This window comes from Methyloceanibacter sp. (genome assembly GCF_041573655.1).
Classification (GTDB): domain Bacteria; phylum Pseudomonadota; class Alphaproteobacteria; order Rhizobiales; family Methyloligellaceae; genus Methyloceanibacter.
Window position 1 is genome coordinate 1 of sequence record NZ_JBFFQD010000047.1, and the last position, 15857, is coordinate 15857.

Annotated in this window: 21 protein-coding genes; 12 read left to right on the forward strand and 9 right to left on the reverse strand. The window is 63.6% G+C overall.

Features of this window, described 5'->3' with window-relative positions; translation table 11 throughout:
* The 3 genes from ABY454_RS10110 to ABY454_RS10120 form a co-directional block, all read right to left on the reverse strand.
* A partial coding sequence (locus ABY454_RS10110) for an NAD(P)-dependent methylenetetrahydromethanopterin dehydrogenase (protein ID WP_372930352.1) occupies positions 1–660 on the reverse strand: 660 nt, incomplete at its 3' end.
* A gap of 113 nt (positions 661–773) precedes the next feature.
* A complete protein-coding gene (locus ABY454_RS10115; protein WP_372930354.1) occupies positions 774–1757 on the reverse strand; it encodes a hypothetical protein in 984 nt (327 codons plus the stop codon).
* Positions 1758–1777: 20 nt separating this feature from the next.
* On the reverse strand, positions 1778–2161 hold the full coding sequence (locus ABY454_RS10120) for a nuclear transport factor 2 family protein (RefSeq protein WP_372930356.1): 384 nt from the start codon (positions 2159–2161) through the stop codon (positions 1778–1780).
* A gap of 101 nt (positions 2162–2262) precedes the next feature.
* Here ABY454_RS10120 and ABY454_RS10125 point away from each other — a divergent pair, with 101 nt between their 5' ends.
* The 6 genes from ABY454_RS10125 (at position 2263) to pabB (ending at position 9109) form a co-directional block, all read left to right on the forward strand.
* Positions 2263–2649 (forward strand): 4a-hydroxytetrahydrobiopterin dehydratase, encoded by a 387-nt coding sequence (locus ABY454_RS10125; protein WP_372930358.1) that lies wholly within the window; start codon positions 2263–2265, stop codon positions 2647–2649.
* Between the two features lie 111 nt (positions 2650–2760).
* A complete protein-coding gene (locus ABY454_RS10130) occupies positions 2761–3840 on the forward strand; it encodes a hypothetical protein (RefSeq protein ID WP_372930359.1) in 1080 nt (359 codons plus the stop codon).
* The gene (locus tag ABY454_RS10135) at positions 3840–5474 is read left to right on the forward strand and encodes a formylmethanofuran dehydrogenase subunit A (protein WP_372930360.1); all 1635 of its coding nucleotides are present in this window, start codon (positions 3840–3842) and stop codon (positions 5472–5474) included. Before ABY454_RS10130 ends, ABY454_RS10135 begins: the two co-directional genes overlap by 1 nt.
* Before the next feature lies 1 nt (position 5475).
* On the forward strand, positions 5476–6384 hold the full coding sequence (fhcD, locus tag ABY454_RS10140) for a formylmethanofuran--tetrahydromethanopterin N-formyltransferase (protein WP_372930362.1): 909 nt from the start codon (positions 5476–5478) through the stop codon (positions 6382–6384).
* On the forward strand, positions 6381–7184 hold the full coding sequence (locus ABY454_RS10145) for a formylmethanofuran dehydrogenase subunit C (RefSeq protein ID WP_372930364.1): 804 nt from the start codon (positions 6381–6383) through the stop codon (positions 7182–7184). The genes fhcD and ABY454_RS10145 overlap by 4 nt, the downstream gene beginning before the upstream one ends.
* A gap of 95 nt (positions 7185–7279) precedes the next feature.
* Positions 7280–9109 carry an aminodeoxychorismate synthase component I gene (gene pabB / locus ABY454_RS10150; protein ID WP_372930365.1) on the forward strand — a complete coding sequence of 610 codons (1830 nt, stop codon included), beginning with the start codon at positions 7280–7282 and terminating at the stop codon, positions 9107–9109.
* Positions 9110–9178: 69 nt separating this feature from the next.
* On the opposite strand, the gene ABY454_RS10155 is transcribed toward pabB, so the two are convergent.
* The 3 genes from ABY454_RS10155 to ABY454_RS10165 all read right to left on the reverse strand — a co-directional run bounded on the left by ABY454_RS10155 (position 9179) and on the right by ABY454_RS10165 (position 10536).
* Positions 9179–9655, reverse strand: coding sequence for a hypothetical protein (locus tag ABY454_RS10155; RefSeq protein WP_372930367.1), 477 nt, complete (start codon positions 9653–9655; stop codon positions 9179–9181).
* A 29-nt stretch (positions 9656–9684) separates the two neighbouring features.
* Positions 9685–10170: a hypothetical protein gene (locus ABY454_RS10160; RefSeq protein WP_372930368.1), complete on the reverse strand. Its 486-nt coding sequence runs from the start codon at positions 10168–10170 to the stop codon at positions 9685–9687.
* 111 nt (positions 10171–10281) lie between these two features.
* On the reverse strand, positions 10282–10536 hold the full coding sequence (locus ABY454_RS10165; protein WP_372930370.1) for a hypothetical protein: 255 nt from the start codon (positions 10534–10536) through the stop codon (positions 10282–10284).
* 90 nt (positions 10537–10626) lie between these two features.
* On the opposite strand from ABY454_RS10165, the gene ABY454_RS10170 reads away from it, so the two are divergent.
* Positions 10627–11595, forward strand: a complete 969-nt coding sequence (locus ABY454_RS10170) for an AEC family transporter (RefSeq protein ID WP_372930372.1) — start codon at positions 10627–10629, stop codon at positions 11593–11595.
* A gap of 14 nt (positions 11596–11609) precedes the next feature.
* Here ABY454_RS10170 and ABY454_RS10175 read toward each other — a convergent pair whose 3' ends face one another.
* Entirely contained in the window at positions 11610–12143 is a 534-nt protein-coding gene (locus ABY454_RS10175; RefSeq protein WP_372930374.1) for a sigma-70 family RNA polymerase sigma factor, read from the reverse strand.
* Positions 12144–12347: a NepR family anti-sigma factor gene (locus ABY454_RS10180; protein WP_372930375.1), complete on the reverse strand. Its 204-nt coding sequence runs from the start codon at positions 12345–12347 to the stop codon at positions 12144–12146. It abuts the gene before it with no gap.
* A 266-nt stretch (positions 12348–12613) separates the two neighbouring features.
* On the opposite strand from ABY454_RS10180, the gene ABY454_RS10185 reads away from it, so the two are divergent.
* A complete protein-coding gene (locus ABY454_RS10185; RefSeq protein WP_372930377.1) occupies positions 12614–13423 on the forward strand; it encodes a response regulator in 810 nt (269 codons plus the stop codon).
* Between the two features lie 11 nt (positions 13424–13434).
* Here the strand turns inward: ABY454_RS10185 and ABY454_RS10190 are convergent, their stop codons facing one another.
* A complete protein-coding gene (locus tag ABY454_RS10190) occupies positions 13435–13590 on the reverse strand; it encodes a DUF3309 family protein (RefSeq protein ID WP_372930379.1) in 156 nt (51 codons plus the stop codon).
* 151 nt (positions 13591–13741) lie between these two features.
* On the opposite strand from ABY454_RS10190, the gene ABY454_RS10195 reads away from it, so the two are divergent.
* From ABY454_RS10195 to msrB, 4 genes are all read left to right on the forward strand, one after another.
* A complete protein-coding gene (locus ABY454_RS10195; protein WP_372930381.1) occupies positions 13742–14086 on the forward strand; it encodes a response regulator in 345 nt (114 codons plus the stop codon).
* A gap of 16 nt (positions 14087–14102) precedes the next feature.
* Positions 14103–14261, forward strand: coding sequence for a DUF1328 domain-containing protein (locus ABY454_RS10200; RefSeq protein WP_372930383.1), 159 nt, complete (start codon positions 14103–14105; stop codon positions 14259–14261).
* Positions 14262–14292: 31 nt separating this feature from the next.
* Positions 14293–14964: a sensor histidine kinase gene (locus ABY454_RS10205; protein WP_372930384.1), complete on the forward strand. Its 672-nt coding sequence runs from the start codon at positions 14293–14295 to the stop codon at positions 14962–14964.
* Positions 14965–15141: 177 nt separating this feature from the next.
* A complete protein-coding gene (gene msrB, locus ABY454_RS10210; RefSeq protein ID WP_372930386.1) occupies positions 15142–15645 on the forward strand; it encodes a peptide-methionine (R)-S-oxide reductase MsrB in 504 nt (167 codons plus the stop codon).
* Positions 15646–15857: the final 212 nt, after the last annotated feature.

A 15857-nucleotide genomic window follows, 5' to 3' on the forward strand; every position in this document is an offset into this window, starting at 1 on the left:
GTCCTTGGCCGGTTTGATTTGCGCCAGGCTGAGGATCTGCCGGCCTGCGGGCCCTGCGGAGAAAATGACATCGGCGCTCTCCGCAAGCTCGGATTTCTGCTCCTCGGTGGTGCCGTCGGCATAGCCGAGATTGGCCTCGAACCGGTCGTTGGCTTCCATGGTCAGCCGGCGCACGCGCTCCGGTCCGTCATAGCCGACTAGGACGGACTTGGCGCCGCCGGTGGAGGCGATAACGGCGGAGGCGAAGGCCACCACGCCCGTACCGCCGAACACGACCACGCGCTTGCCTTCGAGGTCCGTGTCGAACTTCTCCTGCAACGCCTTCTTGGCGCAGGCCACCATGGCCGCTGCGGTGGTGAAGGAGCCGGCCGGGTCGGCGAAGACGGAGATCTCGAAGGGCGGAACCATGGCCTTCTTGGCGCGGTCCATCATGTCCAGCGCCTCGATGGCGCGCTTGCCGCCGATAAACGCGCCTTGCCGTTTGATGCCCTCAGGGCTGCGCGAGAAGATCGCGTCCTGAATGAGGCCGTAGACGTCATCGATGGTCACATTGGTGTAGGTGATGGCGTCGTCGTATCCGGCATCGAGCGCCATGTTCACGTCGAACGGGCTCATATGCTTGAGCGGCGTCATCATGTGCAAAATGCGTGGCGGGGCCATTCGCTTTCGATCTCCTGTCGTCTTGCTGCGGTCCGAATGCCGGGGGCTTCGCTTTAGCACACCGCGCGCGGGGGCAAAGCACCTCTTCGCCGCGCCTTGGCGATTTTCGTGGGCTATTCCACGGTGATGTCGGCGCCGCTATTGCGCCCGCGCGCCAGTGTGAAGCGCAGATCGCCTTGCGGCGCATGGGCCTCCGCATGGGCTTTGGCCGCCGCCAGGAGCCGTTGGCCGGTCTCCTCGTCAGGGGCGAAGGCAAATCCGGTCGGACCCCAACTGCTCTGGCCGAGCCCTATCACCCCGTCCGCTCGCAAACCCCGGAGCACGGCGCCGACACAGGGGCTCGTATAGGCGCCTCCCTGAAGCGGTCCGAAATAGGCGCCCATGCGGTCCTGGAGGTAGCCGACTTGCGCGCAGAAACTCTCGAAATCCTCGTTCTGGAGGGCCGGCAGCGCCGTCTCGGCGATCCGCGCGCGCAAATCCGCCGCTTGCGCGTCCGGGAAGGCCGGCAGCGCCTCGAACGCCGCCACTTCGCTGGCGCCGTCGAGCCCTTTGGTGGCGGGATCGAAGATCAGGAGCGCGCGCCAGGCCTCGGGGAAGGGGACGCGCGCTAGAAGTTGTGGAAGCGCGCCGTCGCGGGGGCCCGCGTCCAGCACCGCGCCGCCCACTTCGAACGTGGCCATGCCGATGCCTGAGCGGGCGCCGCGCCCAAGAATCCCTGCGATCTCCAGTGGTTTCAGGTCGAGCCCTTCTGCTGCGGCGAAGGCGGCGCCGACAGCAAGAGCGAGCTGGGTACCCGAGCCGAGCCCTGCATGCGGTGGAATGGCTTCGGTGACCTCAAGCCGGTAGGTGCGGGCGATCCCGCAAGCCTCCGCGACGGTCATCAGATAGCGGCCGGCGCGAGCCCCTTCCGGGCCGCTCACAGAAGGCGTTTCCGCGGGCTCTAGCGTGAGCCGTGTTAGCGGCTGGTCCAGCGACAGGCCGAAACTGCCGAACGGCTGGTCGCTGCGCCCGCTCGGATCCAGGAAGCCGAAATGCAGCCGCGCCGTCGTGGTGACCGTGACGGAGGAGGGCTTATGGGTGGATGTGTTTTCGGGCAAGTCGGTTCGCGGTGATGAGGTCAGAACATGCCGTTGTCGTTCGCCGAAGTCTCAGGCGCCACCTGCAGCACGTCCCAGTGCTCTACAACCTTTCCGGCATCGTCCAACCGAAAAATGTCGATGCCGACCCAATCATCGTCGCCGGGCCATTCCTGAAAACAGTGAAGCACGACGAAATTGCCGTCGGCGAGGGCGCGCTTGAAATGCACACGTTTTCCCGGATAGCGGCGGGCCATCTCTTCGAAATACGCGATGAAGCCGTCCTTGCCGTCCTTCACGCCCGGATTGTGCTGGATGTACTCGGCGCTTGCATAGAGGTCCATTGCCTCGCGCGGACGCGATTGGTTGAAGGCCATGTCGTAGAAGGCGACGACGGTCTTTTTGTTGCGTTCCAGGTCTGACATGACAGACGCGAAGGGCCTCCATTGATCGGTGCGAAGCCCCCCGATATGCTCTGAAAAGCGATAGCGGAATTGGCCGCTCACTGTTTCAAAAGACGGCAGCGATGGCAATGAAAGAGCACACATACAACGATGCCGAGGTCGAGGCGCGGCTCAAGAAGGAGCTGCCGCACTGGTACCTCGAGGATGGCTGGATCCGGCGCAAGTACAAGACGAATAGCTGGAAGGGCACGCTGATGGTCGTCAACACCGTCGGCCATCTGTCCGAAGCCGCCTGGCACCATCCCGACATCACCGCGTCTTACGCCTGGGTCGAGGTGCGGCTGATGAATCACGCGGCCAAGGGCATCACCGACAAGGATTTCGAGCTCGCCAAGAAGATCGAGGACGTGGTGCATTGGCAGCCCGCGCTCGAAGCCGGTGCGCTGGAAGGCACGCCCGCCGACGACATGCGCTTCTCGTATATGAAATACGACAAGCCGAAAGACTAGCGCCTAGCAAAACTGTAGGCGGATTAGTTATGGAGAGGCGCATTGCCGCGCTTGCGCGTCTCCGGTCACCTCGGTATTTGTGCGCGGGGGAAGTTTCGCGAGGAGGACGAGTTGGATAGCACGCTCGAACGTGCCGCAGCGCTGCTTGCGCGCGCTCGTCTTCCCGTCATTGGCGGCCTCTTCACCGATATCGATGGTGCCTCCGCCGCGCTCGCGCTCGCCGAGAAGCTTGGCGGCGTGGTGGATCATGCGGCGGGCGAGGGGCTTGCCTGCGCCGCGCGCGTGATGCGCGAGACCGGCGCGACGCCTGCCAGCTTCGGCGAAGTGCGGAATCGCGCCGACACGATCGTCATCATTGGCAAGAACCCGCTTCAGCGCGATCCCGATCTCTTGAGCAAACTGTTTCCGGGAAAGCCCGGCCTGCCGCGCCCCGGCAAGAATAATCGCGAGGCCGTGCTGCTCGGCGCCGGCAAGGCAACGGCGCCGAAGGGCGTGCCTCTGACCTCGATCAACGGCAAGACATCCGTGCCGGAGCTCGTGGCGTTGCTCGCCGCGGCGACGCGCGAGGGGCTGTTCGAGATGCGCGACAAGGCGCAGCGCAAGAAGCTCGACGCGGCGGGCAAGCGCTTGCGCGAGTCCGCCTTCGCTGTCTTCGTCTACGACCCAGCCGAACTGGAAGAGCCGGTGATGCACACCGTGCTGGAGATGGTGCGGCACTTGGTGAAAACGACACGCGCCGCGACCATGTCGCTCGCCGCGCCCGGCAACGGCGACGGCGTCAATCTGTGCGCCACGTGGACTTGCGCGCTGCCGGTGCGCACGAGCTTTGCGCGCAAAGTGCCGGAGAACAATATGTGGGCGTATGACACCGACCGTCTGCTCGCGAGTGACGAGGCCGACGCGCTGGTGTGGATCGACGCACTGGACGGAGAAACCGCCGGACGACCCAAGGGCGCATTCCGCGGCATTCCCGCCGTCATCGTGTCGTCAAAACCTGTCAGAGGGGCCGGACGCGACGACGTTGTTATCGAGGTTGGTGCCGCAGGCGCGGACCATGACGCGGCGCTGTTTCTGCCGCCGATTGCCGGCATTGGCGTGGTCAAGGCGAAGCGCGCAAACAAGAACAAGCCGACCGTGGCGGAGGTGCTAACCCGCATCTCCAAACTCATCGGCAAGACGAGGGCCGCGTAATGCTCATTCAGCTCAAAGGCGGCCGCATCATCGATCCTGCGCACAATCGCGACGCAGTTGGCGATCTGTTCATCGAGAACGGCCGCATCGTCGACAATGCGGACGTGCGCAAGCCCGACGAGGTGCACGACGTCAGCGGCAAGATCGTCATGGCGGGCGCGGTCGACGTGCATTCGCACATTGCGGGCACCAACGTGACGCTCGGGCGCCAATTGATGCCGGAGCTGCCGCTGCTTGCAGCCGAGGGCGGACAGCCGATCCTGCCGTCACCCGCCGCCTGGGGTTCTTACGCCACCGGCGTCCGTTATGCGGAGATGGGGTACACCACGGTGATCGAGCCGGCGATGATCCCGACCCACGCCATCGAGGCGCAAGCCGAGCTCGCCGCGATTCCGATCATCGACGTGGCCGGTCTCGTCATCCTCGGCAATGATGACTATACGCTCAATCTCCTGCGCAAAGGCGACGTCAAGAGTGACGAGTTGAAGGACTATGTCTCGTGGACGCTTGCCCACTCCAAGGCGATCGGGCTGAAGGTCATCAACGCGGGCGGTTCCGAAGCCTTCAAGTTTAACGCGCGCACCTTCGATCTCGATGAAGAGGTGCCGGATTACGGCGTCACGTCGCGCGGCATTGTCGAAGCGATGCAAGGCGCCGTCGAAGATCTCGGCGTGCCGCATCCGCCGCATGTCCACTGCAACAATCTCGGTATCGCCGGTAATGTGGAGACTGCGGTCGCGACGTTGGAAGCGACCCAAGGGCGCCCCATCCACTTCGCGCATATCCAGTTCTACGGTTACGGCAACGAAGGCGACAAAGGCTTCTCGTCGGGCGCCGCGACGCTCATGGAGGCGGTCAACAAGCACAAGAACGCAACCGTCGATGTCGGCCAGGTGATGTTCGGCCAGACCGTCACCATCTCCGGCGATATCTTACGCCAGTTCGACGGACGCCGTGCGGCCAGCCCGAAGAAGTGGGGGCTCAACCAAGGCGAGGGCAACGGCACGGGCGTCGTGCCGTACAACTACAAGCCCAAGAGTTTCGTCAACGCGCTGCAATGGGCCATCGGGTTGGAGATCTTCCTCTTGGCCGAGGATCCGTGGCGGGTGCTGTTCTCCACGGACCATCCGAACGGCGCGCTCTTCGTGCGCTATCCGGAGATCTTCCATCTGCTGATGGACAAGGACGAGCGCGCCCGCTGGCTCGACGGTCTGCCGGAAGCGTCCCGTCAGGTGTCGAACCTTGCGGGCATCTCGCGCGAGCTGACCTTGTCGGAGCTGGCGATCATCACCCGCGCCGCGCCAGCCAAGCTTATGGGCTTGGCGGACCGCGGTCATTTGGGTGTGGGCGCGGTCGCCGATGTCGCCGTTTACACCGAGCGCAAGAACAAGACGAAGATGTTCTCCGCCGCCGATCTCGTGTTCAAGTCCGGCAATCTCGTGGTTCGCAAAGGCAACGTGGTGCGCGTCACCTGGGGCCGCTGCTATCACGTCGACCCCGGCTTTGACCGGCAGATCGAAAAGCGCGTGGCCGCGTTCTACGACCGTTACTACGACGCCGACCCGTCCTGGTTCGGCGTGTCCAATGCAATCCATCGTCCCGACAGGTTCGCGACGATTCCGTGTTCGAGCTGACATGCCAGAGCTGAAAGTCAAAGGCATCAATATCGTTGAGACCTTTGCCGAGGCCTTTCCCATGGTCGGCACGCGGGTCATCATCACGGCGCCCACGGCCGAGTGGGCGATGATTTCCGCGCGCACCATGACCGGCTTCGCCACGTCGGTGATCGCTTGCGGCGCCGAAGGCGGCATCGAGCGCACGGTGCCCCGCAAAGAAACGCCCGATGGACGGCCCGGCGTTTCTGTCCTGCTCTTCACCATGGACGCCGGCAAGCTTCAGACGCAACTGCGCAATCGCGTCGGACAATGCGTGCTGACGAGCCCGGGCTCCGCCTGCTTCGCGGGGCTCGAAGGCGAGAAGACGTTGAAGCTTGGCGCATCCTTGCGCTTCTTCGGCGATGGCTGGCAGGTATCCAAGGTGGTCGGCGGGCGGCGCTTTTGGCGCATTCCCGTGATGGGCGGCGAATTCGTTTGCGAGGACAAGACCGGCCTCACGAAGAAAGCCGTCGGCGGCGGCAATCTGCTCATACTCGGCAAAACGCACGACGCTGTTTTGGCGGCGTCGACGCGCGCCGTAAAAGCCATGGCGGAAATGCCCGATGTCATCACGCCGTTCCCTGGCGGCATCGTGCGCTCCGGTTCCAAGGTCGGCTCGCAGTACAAGGGGCAGATCGCGTCCACCAATCACGCCTATAGCCCGGGCCTGAAACATCACGCCGATTCCGAATTGCCGCCCACGACCGAGGCCGTGCTCGAGATCGTCATTGATGGGCTCACGGCGGACGCCATTCACAAGGCGATGCATGCCGGCATTCACGCCATCGCCAAGGGCGGCGCGCGCGAAGGTATCACGCACATCACGGCAGGCAACTATGGCGGCAATCTCGGCCCTCATCACTTCCATCTGAAGGAGATCGTCGGGTGAGCGCGCTTGTCTTCGATATGAGGTGGATAGTCGATCAGCGTCTCGATCTGTCGCCGCTGGTGCCGGAGCGGCTTGCCAAGCTGGCTCGCAAGAAGATCGAAGCGCTGCCGATCAATACGACGCGCGAGAAGCTCACCGTGGGCGACGTCTTCAAGGTGAAGGGCAACGATCCCGAGCACCTGCGCTTCGTCGGCACCGACGACCGTTGCGATAATATCGGCGCGAAGCTCAACGGCGGCGACGTCACGGTCGAGGGCGATGCCGGGATGCTGCTCGGCGCGCAGATGAAGCGTGGCACAATCGCGGTTGACGGCAGTGCGGGCGTGCTGACCGGCGCCAGCATGGCGGGCGGCGAGATCAGAGTGCGCCGCGACGTTGGCGACCAGGCCGGCGGTGTTGCCTTTGGCTCGACCATGGGCATGAAGGGCGGCTTTATCTCTGTCGGCCGTAACGCCGGCGATCTTTTGGGCGAGCGCCTGCGCCGCGGGCTCATCGTTGTCGGCGGCAAGGCGGGCGACTATGCCGGGGGGCGCATGATCGCCGGTACGCTGGTTCTGAAAGGCGGCGCGGGCCGTTATGCGGGCTACGGCAACCGGCGCGGCAGCCTCATCTTCACCGAGAAGCCGCGCAATCTCCTGCCCACCTATGTCGACAGCGGCGTCATGGAGTTCGACTATCTTCGTATCTTGGAGAAATGGCTGCGCGAGCAAGACGTGCGCATTCGCCTGGGCGCCCGCGCGCGGCGCCTCATGGGCGACATGGCTGTGCTCGGCAAAGGCGAGATGCTCATCCTCGCCTGAGGGCCAAAGAGCCGCGTCTCATGCGGCCTCGATGTTGACGCTTCACCCGCCCATATCCGTTATGCTTGGTTTCGCTTTCTGATCGGCGCTCCGCGATGACTGCTCTGCCATATGTGCTTCTTGACGACAGCCTGACGCCCGGCGGGCGCGGCCTGCTGTTTACGGCGCCCGAAGAGGTGATTTCGGTCTCCGAGCCCGGCGAGGTCGAGGACGCGCTAAAAGCCGTTTCGGATGGGATCGCGCGCGGTCTGCACGCCGCCGGCTATTTCGCCTACGAGCTGGGCTATTGCCTGGAGCCAAAGCTGTGCGAATTGATGCCGGAGGGGCGGCGAACGCCGCTTCTGTGGATTGGGCTGTTCAAGGCACCGCAAATCCTCACCGACGGTGAGACCCACGCCTGGCTTCAGGCGAATGGCGGCGGCGAAAGTGCCGAGATCTCAAACTTGCGCCTGTCGTGGACGCGCGAGCAGTACGGCGAAGCGTTCAAGGCGGTGAAGGACTTCATCGTGGCGGGCGATGTCTACCAGATCAATCTCACCCAGAAGTTCTTCTTCGACGTCGAAGGCGGCGCGACCGCGCTCTACGTCGCACTCCGCCGCAAGCAGCGCGTCGCCTATAGCGCGCTGATCGCTACACCCGAGTTTCAGGTCTTGTCGCTGTCGCCGGAGCTGTTCTTTGCGCGCGAAGGCCAGCACATGTCGACGCGGCCCATGAAGGGCACGGCGCCGCGCGGCCGCACGCCGCGTGAGGACGCCCGCCTCAAGACTTGGCTGGCCATGGACGAGAAGCAGCGGGCCGAGAACCTGATGATCGTGGATCTCTTGCGCAACGATCTCGGCCGGGTCTCGCGCATCGGCTCCGTCGAGGTCACCGACCTGTTCACCGTCGAGACCTATCGCTCCGTGCACCAGATGACTTCGACGATTACCTCGGAGCTGCGCTCCGACATGGGGCTTTCGGACATGCTCCGCGCGCTGTTTCCGTGCGGCTCGGTCACCGGCGCACCGAAAGTGCGGGCCACGGAGATTATCCGCGAGGTCGAGGGCGGTCCCCGCGGCGTCTATACGGGCGCGGTCGGTCATGTGGAGCCGTCCGGCGATTGCCGGTTCAACGTCGCGATCCGCACCGTGGTGCTGGGCGAAGACGGCGGCGAGATGGGGATTGGCGGCGGCATCGTTGCCGACTCCAAGGAAGAATCCGAATATGAGGAGTGCCTGTTGAAGGCGCACTTCTTAACGACGGCCGATGCGCCCTTCGAGCTGATCGAGACGCTGCGTTATCAGAAGGACAGGGGCTACCACCTCCTGGAGCGGCATCTCGACCGGCTGCGGGCCTCGGCGCAGCATTTCGGCTATCCCATGTCCAGGGAGGCCGTGCTTGCCGCGCTCAATGCCGAAGGAGATCGCATCACGGGTCCCGTCGCGCTGGTGCGTCTGCTGCTCGCCGAAGACGGCACTGTTACCGTGACGTCGCGTGAGATCGAGCTGCCGACCAAGGACACGGTCTGGCGCTTCGTGATCTCCGACAAACGCGTCGATGAGAAGGACCCGTTCTTCTATCACAAGACCACGCGCCGGCAGTTCTACGACGAGGAGATGGAACGGCGGAAGGCGCTCACCGGATGCGACGAGGTGGTGTTCCTCAACACGCGTGGCGAACTGACCGAAGGCACGCGCACCACGCTGTTCGTCGAGCAGGATGGACGCCTGTTCACCCCGGCGCTGGCCTGCGGGCTTCTGCCCGGAACTTTGCGCGAAGAACTACTCGACCTGCCGCGCGCCGCGGCCAGCGAAGCGGCGCTCACCCCGGCCGATCTCGCCGGCGCCGAACGCGTCTATCTCGGCAATTCCGTGCGCGGTCTGGTGCGCGCCGAGTTGATGCAACCCGCAGGTGCCGACACGCCCGAACCCGCAAAAGTCGGTTAGGCCAAACGCGAAAATGCCCGGGCCTTTCGGACCCGGGCACTGTCTAGGCTTGCGCTTCTGTGAAAACTCTTAGCTTGGCTTCTGGCTTTCCTCGCCGGTCGCCGACTTCGCCCGCTCGGTTTGAACCTTCTCGGCTGCCTTGCCGAAAGAGGCGGCGATCTCCGTCCAGGCCCGCGCCAGGCCTTGGCCGACTTCCTGCGCGCCCATGCGGAACGGCTGGGACCGCTCCCACACCTGGCGGGCGGTGTCCTTGGCCATCTCGGCCGACTTCATGCCGGTCTCGGTCAGCGTGGTCTGGGTCTGCGCGGCTTGCTCCAGAGCGGCCTTACGCAGCTCATCGACTTGCGACTCCGCCGCATTGTGGAAGCCGAGGGCGCGATTGCGCACCTCCTGGAAGCGCGCTTCCAAATCGGCCACCAAGGTGCCACCGAGAGCGGTGCTGTGGTCACGTAGGCTCTCCAGCTGCTCCCCAAGCGTATCGAGGTCGCGCTGCAGGTCGGCCCATTCTTTCTGAGCTTTTTCGTTCTGGGAGGTTTCGTTGGTCATTTTGGTCTCTCTTCTCTAACAGGGGGTCGCTAGACAGGGATCGGCTCTTGGGAGGCCGACTTCTGGTCAAGCCACTCCTGAAACAGGTCCAGGGCCTCAAGCGCCGATTGGTGCATTTCGTCCCATTGCTCCTTGGCGGCTTGCGTCCAGGTATCCAACTTGGCCGCCGCATCCTCGCTCATGATGTCGAGATTGGCTTTCTGGTCTTTTAACAACGCGCGGAAAGTCTCAAGCTGCGAGTCCCATTGGGAATCCAGGTCCGAAATCGTGTCCCGGTTGTCCTCGATGGCGCGCTGGGCCGCCTGGGTCGCGGCGCGAATCGCGCGATCACTATGCGCCTGGAACGCCTCGGCGAGGCGTTCCAGCCCCTCGTGAAGGGCCTTCGTCTCCGGCGGCGTCTCCTCAGGCGAGGCGGCGGCCGGGCCGGTCCCGAATAAGAAGGCGGCGGCGAAAAGCGCGATGCCAATACGGCTAATGAGACTGCGGTTGTGAAAGTCCATGGGTGATCCCGTCATGTTCGGCTCGGCACCCTAGAGATTTGTCTTCCCGCCCCTGACATCAAGGGCGCAGCGACGAAAAACGCCAAAAGGCGCCGTCCTCAAGGCCGGACGTGCAAGGCAGGGCCCCTACGCGCTTTTCAGCGTCCGAAGAGCCGCCTGTACGGCGCACAGCACTTCGGCGGGGCCGTTGGGGATGTCAGCGGGCGGCATGCCTTCGTCCGTCGCCTGCATCCTTTCGTCCGCATCCTCCTCCCAGCGTTGCAAGATCGTCGTCTTGAGCTCCTGCGACAAATCCGTGGCCAGCACATCCGCAGGTCTTGCAAAAACCGAGGTGGGGTCGAGCTTGGCCTGCTCGATATCGGCGGTGGAAAGCGTCTTCATGGTGGCGTCAGGCTCCTCGTCATTCTGTATCTTGGCGAGTCTCTCAAACGGTCCCCTCGGGTCCCGCCTGCGCTGGCGAGAAAGATCGAAATGTTCGAAAAGATTCTAGGAGCGCTGGCCCCGGCCGTCATCACCATTCTGCTGGGTTATTTCGCGGCCCGCCATCACGACTTCTCGCAGAAAGAAGTCCCGACGCTCAGCCGCATGGTGATGTGCTACGCGCTGCCGCTGTCGCTGTTTATCGGCGTGGTCAGTGCTGGCCGCGAAGAGCTCCTGGCCGACCTGCCACTGGTCGCGTTTCTCGGCGGCGCGATCGTCGGCATGTACCTTCTCGTTCTCTTGCTCGCGATCTTTGTCTTCCGGCACCCGCCCGGTTTGAGCGCGCTGCGTGCCTTGACTGCCGCGGCGCCGAGCACCGCGTTCGTCGGCACGCCCGTGCTGGGATATCTCTATGGCGACAAAGGCGACATTCCCATTGCGGTCGGCAGCATCATCATCGTCGTGGTGCTCGTTCCCATGACGCTCATATTGCTGACCCTGAACGACGCCACGGCACCCGCCGCGAAGCCAGGTTCGGGCAAGGCCGCGGCGGCGGCACCTGAAGCGGGCATCGGGGAGAAGATCTTTAGCGCCCTGAAGCAACCTGTTGTGTGGTTGCCGCTTCTGGGGTTCGCGCTGGTCGCGATCGATGTCGAAGTGCCGAAGGTCTTCAACGACTCCCTCATGCTGCTCGGACATGCCGCCGCGGGCGTCGCGCTATTCACCTCGGGAATCATTCTGGCCGGCTACAAGATAACATTCACCATGCCGGTAGGCGTGCTCGTCTTGATCAAGAACGTCGTGCAGCCGGCGCTCGTGTTTGCGGGCATGATGTGGCTCGGCTACAGCGACCCGATCCTCGGACAGACCGTCGTGACCACCGCGCTGCCGGCTGTCACGCTAGTCGTCATGCTCGCCGTTCAATATCGCGTGGCCATTCCGGAGACCGCCTCCGCGCTGTTGATCAGCACGTTCGGCTCGCTCGTGACGTTGAGCGTCTTTATCTGGTTCTTGCTCTGAGCGGGGAAGGGGGGTCAGGCCGTTTTGGTCATCGCCGAGGGAGCCTCGTCCTCCTCGCCAAGTTCAAGGGACTCGGCGAGGCGGTTGCGCGCCCGGTTGACCCGGCTCTTGATCGTGCCGACGGCGCAGCCGGAAATCTCCGCGGCCTCTTCGTAGGAAAAACCCGCCGCGCCGACGAGAATGAGCGCCTCGCGCTGGTCGTCGGGAAGCTTGGAGAGCGCTTCCTGGAAATCCTTCATGTCCATGTGCCCGTGCTGCTCAGGGAGCGAGGACAGGCGCGCGGCGAGGTTGCCGTCGGCGTCCTCCACCTCGCGTTTGCGTTTGCGGCGTTCGGAGAAAAACGTGTTGCGCAGGATCGTGAACAGCCAAGCCTTCAGGTTCGTCCCTTCCTTGAAGGAGTCCAGATGCTTCCATGCCTTGCACAGCGTTTCCTGAACGAGATCGTCCGCGCGCTCCCGATCGCCGCACAGCGATACGGCGAAAGCCCGCAGGCTACCGATTTGGGCCACGAGGTCGTCCCTCAGGCCCGGGGAAGCATTACGTGGCAATTATTTCTCCCCGCCTCGGTCGAGGTCCTGAAGCAAGCGCAAAAGATGATCTGGAATGGGCTCTTCGGCGACTTCGTCGAACATCGCGCGCACCTGACGACCGATATGGGCTTGGAGGTCCGGGGACATGCCTTCTCCCGGCGGACTCTCGGCAGCATCGGGGCCGTCGTGCCGCTCCACACGCTTGGTAGTATCTACCGTCATGCGCCTTTGGGCCTTCTTCTTGTCACTACGGTCCACGGCGGGTCTTTCTCCGCTCTGCTGCCAGGACTGGCAGTCTAGCGGATTCTGCCGCGCTTCTGACCCAAAAAACACGCTAAGGTTCAGATGGTTCCAGGATCGGGGAGGGGAGTGGGCGTGCAGCTTGCATTCTTCGCTGGACGCACCGGCTGAATCTGTCACCCTCCGGCCCGGTTCATGCGAATAAGTGTGCACCCTTGGTGGTGCCCAAGGAGAAGACAAGAAAATCCATGACGCTGTCGCAAACGATCGCTCCGCATCTTCCCTTTCTGCGCCGTTTCGCCCGCGCGCTCGCCGGAACGCAAAAGGCCGGTGATGCTTACGTGGCCGCGACCTTACAAGTCCTGGTCGAGGATCCATCACTGTTCGACAAGAACCTCGATCCGCGCGTGGCCCTCTACCGGACGTTCCTCGGTCTTTGGAATTCGGTCGGCATCAATCTGAAAACGGACATCGCCGAAGGCGGCACGACCAGCGTCGACCGCAAGCTCGAGCAGATCACGCCGCTTCCAAGACAAGCTTTTCTGCTGTGCTCCGTCGAAGGCTTCGCGCCGGAGGACGCGGCTGTCGTCCTCAACACCAGCGCGAGCAATGTCGAGGCGTTGATCGACGACGCGGGCCGCGAGATCGCCGCCCAAGTCGCAACGGACGTGCTGGTCATCGAGGACGAGCCGATGATCGCCATGGATTTGGAAAGCATCGTGGAGGGGCTCGGGCATCGCGTCACGGGCGTGGCGCGCACCCATAGCGAGGCGGTCGATGCCGTGTCGAAGGAAAAGCCGGGGCTGGTGCTGGCGGACATTCAGCTCGCCGACGGGAGCTCGGGCCTCGATGCCGTAAACGAGATGCTTGGCTCGTTCGAAGTGCCGGTGATCTTCATTACCGCTTATCCTGACCGGCTCCTCACCGGCGAGCGGCCGGAGCCGGCATTCCTGATCACCAAGCCCTACCAGCCCGACACGGTGAAGGCGATTGTCTCGCAGGCGCTGTTCTTCGAGCGGCGCGCCAAGCTCAAGGACGAGCCGCAAGCTGGCGCCTAGACGGCCGGCAGCTAGAGCAAGTTGAAGAACAACAGTGCGAGCATGAGGACGATGATCAATCCGACAAGGCCCGATGGGAACGGTCCCCAGGCGCGGCTATAGGGCCACACCGGGAGAACGGCGAGGAAGACGCCGATCAGGATGATAAGAAGGACTGTCGAGCCCATTGCTCCCCCTAAGGATGCCTGTCGTGCGCCGACCATAGCTCATTTTGCGCGCCAAGCCAGACGCACAAATTGGCGCGTCACCCGGACGCATGAAACGGACGCAAGGGATGTGCGTTCCAACTCCGGTAGCGTTGAGTAAAGGGGAGACCGGATGAGCGCGCAGTCCATACTTGTCGTTGAGGACGAATTCCTCATCGCTCTCGACATTGTCGCCGCACTCGAACAGGCGGGCGTCGCGGTTGCCGGTCCCGTGAGCACCGTTGGCGATGCTCTTGCCGCCATCGAACAACAGCCATTGCGCGGTGTATTGCTAGACGCGCATCTGGGCGGTGAATCGGCCGCGCGCATCGCCGATGCGTTGACCGCGCGCCGCTTGCCGTTTGCTTTCGTCAGCGGCTATGGACGCGAAAGCCTGCCGCAGGCCTATCAAAACGCGCCGCTCGTCAGAAAGCCGTTCACCGATCAAGATCTTCTGACTGCGATTGCCGCGTTCTGAGTGGGAGGAGTAAGAGATGTTACTGTACTTGGCGATTATGTTCGCCGTCGTGGCCCTGGTGGCCGGCGTTTTTGGTTTCGGCGGCGTGGCGTCGGCCGCAGGTGGCATCGCGCGCATTCTTTTCTTTATCTTCCTGGTGGTCTTCCTCGTGACGCTGATCGCGGCGATCGTCTAGCGTTGCGTGTGGCTGCAGCAGAGACAGAACCATGGACGAGCTCAAACTAACGCGCCGGGAGCTCGAAGAGCGCACCAAGGAATTGGCCGAGGCGAAGCAGCGTCTCGAAGTCACCCTGCGTGAGCTGACCCATCGCTCCAAGAATTTGCTGACCGTGATCAACGCCATCGCGCGGCAGACCGCCGCGCGCACCAGGTCGGTCGACGACTTTCTCGATCGCTTCGGCGCGCGCCTCTACGCCATCGGCATGTCGCACGACCTTCTTGTGGCGGACGATTGGGAGGGCGCGTCGTTACGCATGCTCGTCGAACAACAACTCAAGACTCACGCGGACGGCGGTCGCATCGCCATCGAGGGCGACGACGTCATGCTCAAGCCCGAGGCGGTGCACAATCTTGGACTCGCTTTGCATGAGCTCACGGCCAACGCGGAGAAATATGGATCGCTGTCCGATCCGCAAGGCGCCATCCGCATTGCCTGGAACCTCTGTGAGGACGACAAGTCGCTGAAGCTGATCTGGCAGGAGATGAACGGACCTGAGGTGCGCGAGCCCGAGCGTTCGGGCTTCGGGCGGGCCATGCTGGAGAACGTCGTGAGCAAGGCGCTCGCCGGCGTTGTCACCTTGTCGTTCCCCGCGCACGGCGTTCACTGTGAGATCGTTATCCCCGCGGGCCACGTGAGCGATGTGACGCCGCGCCCGTGAGGCGCCCCTTCGCGCGCCCGAAATAAGCCCGTAATCGCGCCCCAATAGCCCGTAAATCTCAGCCTAATAAAGCGCTCGTGAACACGCGTGCGCGTAAGTTGAGTTGATGCGTGGACGGAAGTCCCTAGATTCGGATGGAGAACTCAGCCCGAGGACGGGCGATTAGGAGGATCCATCATGGTCACACGACGAGGCATTCTGCTGGGCACCGCGGGTCTCGCCGCGGTCGCAGGCGCCGGTATCGGTGCCGCGAAATGGTGGGGCAGTCAGGCGACAGCCGCCACCGACAAGACGTTCGAGGTGGTCAAGACGCCGGAGGAATGGCGGAAAATCCTGACGCCGCAGCAATACGCCATTCTGCGCGATGCGGACACGGAGCGTGCTTGGACGAGCCCCTTCAACAAGGAGAAGCGCAAAGGCACCTTCGCTTGCGCCGGCTGCGACCTGCCGCTGTTCGCCTCTGAGACAAAGTTCGAATCCGGTACGGGTTGGCCCAGCTTCTACGAACCCATCGACGGTGCCATCGGCGTTGAGAAGGATTTCAGCTGGGGCATGTCTCGCGACGAGGTCCATTGCCGCCGCTGCGGCGGGCATCTCGGCCACGTGTTCAACGACGGCCCCAAGCCCACGGGCTTGCGCTACTGCATCAACGGGCTCGCTCTCAAGTTCCTCCCCGCCTAGCGGCCTCCCTTGGCGCGGCTCCGGTTGAGGGGCCGCGCCGCCACGCGCCACTGATCCAAATCGGAAAAAGTTGGAACGATTCTCGCCGGGCCGTGTTTGTGACACCGGCGGGCAAAGTACCGTGTATCCCGCCTCGCCGTACGGGTTACGGGGGTGAAGGGGTCGGTTTCGACCCTTTCGCTCGCCTCCGCCGGCCTCCCTCTTTTCCTCAC

Excerpts from the sequence above, each read along its gene's own strand:
- ABY454_RS10165 (WP_372930370.1), bottom strand. The coding sequence starts at position 10,536 with ATGAAGACGCTTTCCACCGCCGATATCGAGCAGGCCAAGCTCGACCCC.
- ABY454_RS10160 (WP_372930368.1), bottom strand. The coding sequence starts at position 10,170 with ATGACGGGATCACCCATGGACTTTCACAACCGCAGTCTCATTAGCCGT.
- ABY454_RS10120 (WP_372930356.1), bottom strand. The coding sequence starts at position 2,161 with ATGTCAGACCTGGAACGCAACAAAAAGACCGTCGTCGCCTTCTACGAC.
- ABY454_RS10195 (WP_372930381.1), top strand. The coding sequence starts at position 13,742 with ATGAGCGCGCAGTCCATACTTGTCGTTGAGGACGAATTCCTCATCGCT.
- msrB (WP_372930386.1), top strand. The coding sequence starts at position 15,142 with ATGGTCACACGACGAGGCATTCTGCTGGGCACCGCGGGTCTCGCCGCG.
- ABY454_RS10135 (WP_372930360.1), top strand. The coding sequence starts at position 3,840 with ATGCTCATTCAGCTCAAAGGCGGCCGCATCATCGATCCTGCGCACAAT.
- ABY454_RS10125 (WP_372930358.1), top strand. The coding sequence starts at position 2,263 with ATGGCAATGAAAGAGCACACATACAACGATGCCGAGGTCGAGGCGCGG.
- ABY454_RS10200 (WP_372930383.1), top strand. The coding sequence starts at position 14,103 with ATGTTACTGTACTTGGCGATTATGTTCGCCGTCGTGGCCCTGGTGGCC.
- ABY454_RS10170 (WP_372930372.1), top strand. The coding sequence starts at position 10,627 with ATGTTCGAAAAGATTCTAGGAGCGCTGGCCCCGGCCGTCATCACCATT.
- ABY454_RS10205 (WP_372930384.1), top strand. The coding sequence starts at position 14,293 with ATGGACGAGCTCAAACTAACGCGCCGGGAGCTCGAAGAGCGCACCAAG.
- ABY454_RS10155 (WP_372930367.1), bottom strand. The coding sequence starts at position 9,655 with ATGACCAACGAAACCTCCCAGAACGAAAAAGCTCAGAAAGAATGGGCC.
- ABY454_RS10180 (WP_372930375.1), bottom strand. The coding sequence starts at position 12,347 with ATGACGGTAGATACTACCAAGCGTGTGGAGCGGCACGACGGCCCCGAT.
- ABY454_RS10190 (WP_372930379.1), bottom strand. The coding sequence starts at position 13,590 with ATGGGCTCGACAGTCCTTCTTATCATCCTGATCGGCGTCTTCCTCGCC.
- ABY454_RS10185 (WP_372930377.1), top strand. The coding sequence starts at position 12,614 with ATGACGCTGTCGCAAACGATCGCTCCGCATCTTCCCTTTCTGCGCCGT.
- pabB (WP_372930365.1), top strand. The coding sequence starts at position 7,280 with ATGACTGCTCTGCCATATGTGCTTCTTGACGACAGCCTGACGCCCGGC.
- fhcD (WP_372930362.1), top strand. The coding sequence starts at position 5,476 with ATGCCAGAGCTGAAAGTCAAAGGCATCAATATCGTTGAGACCTTTGCC.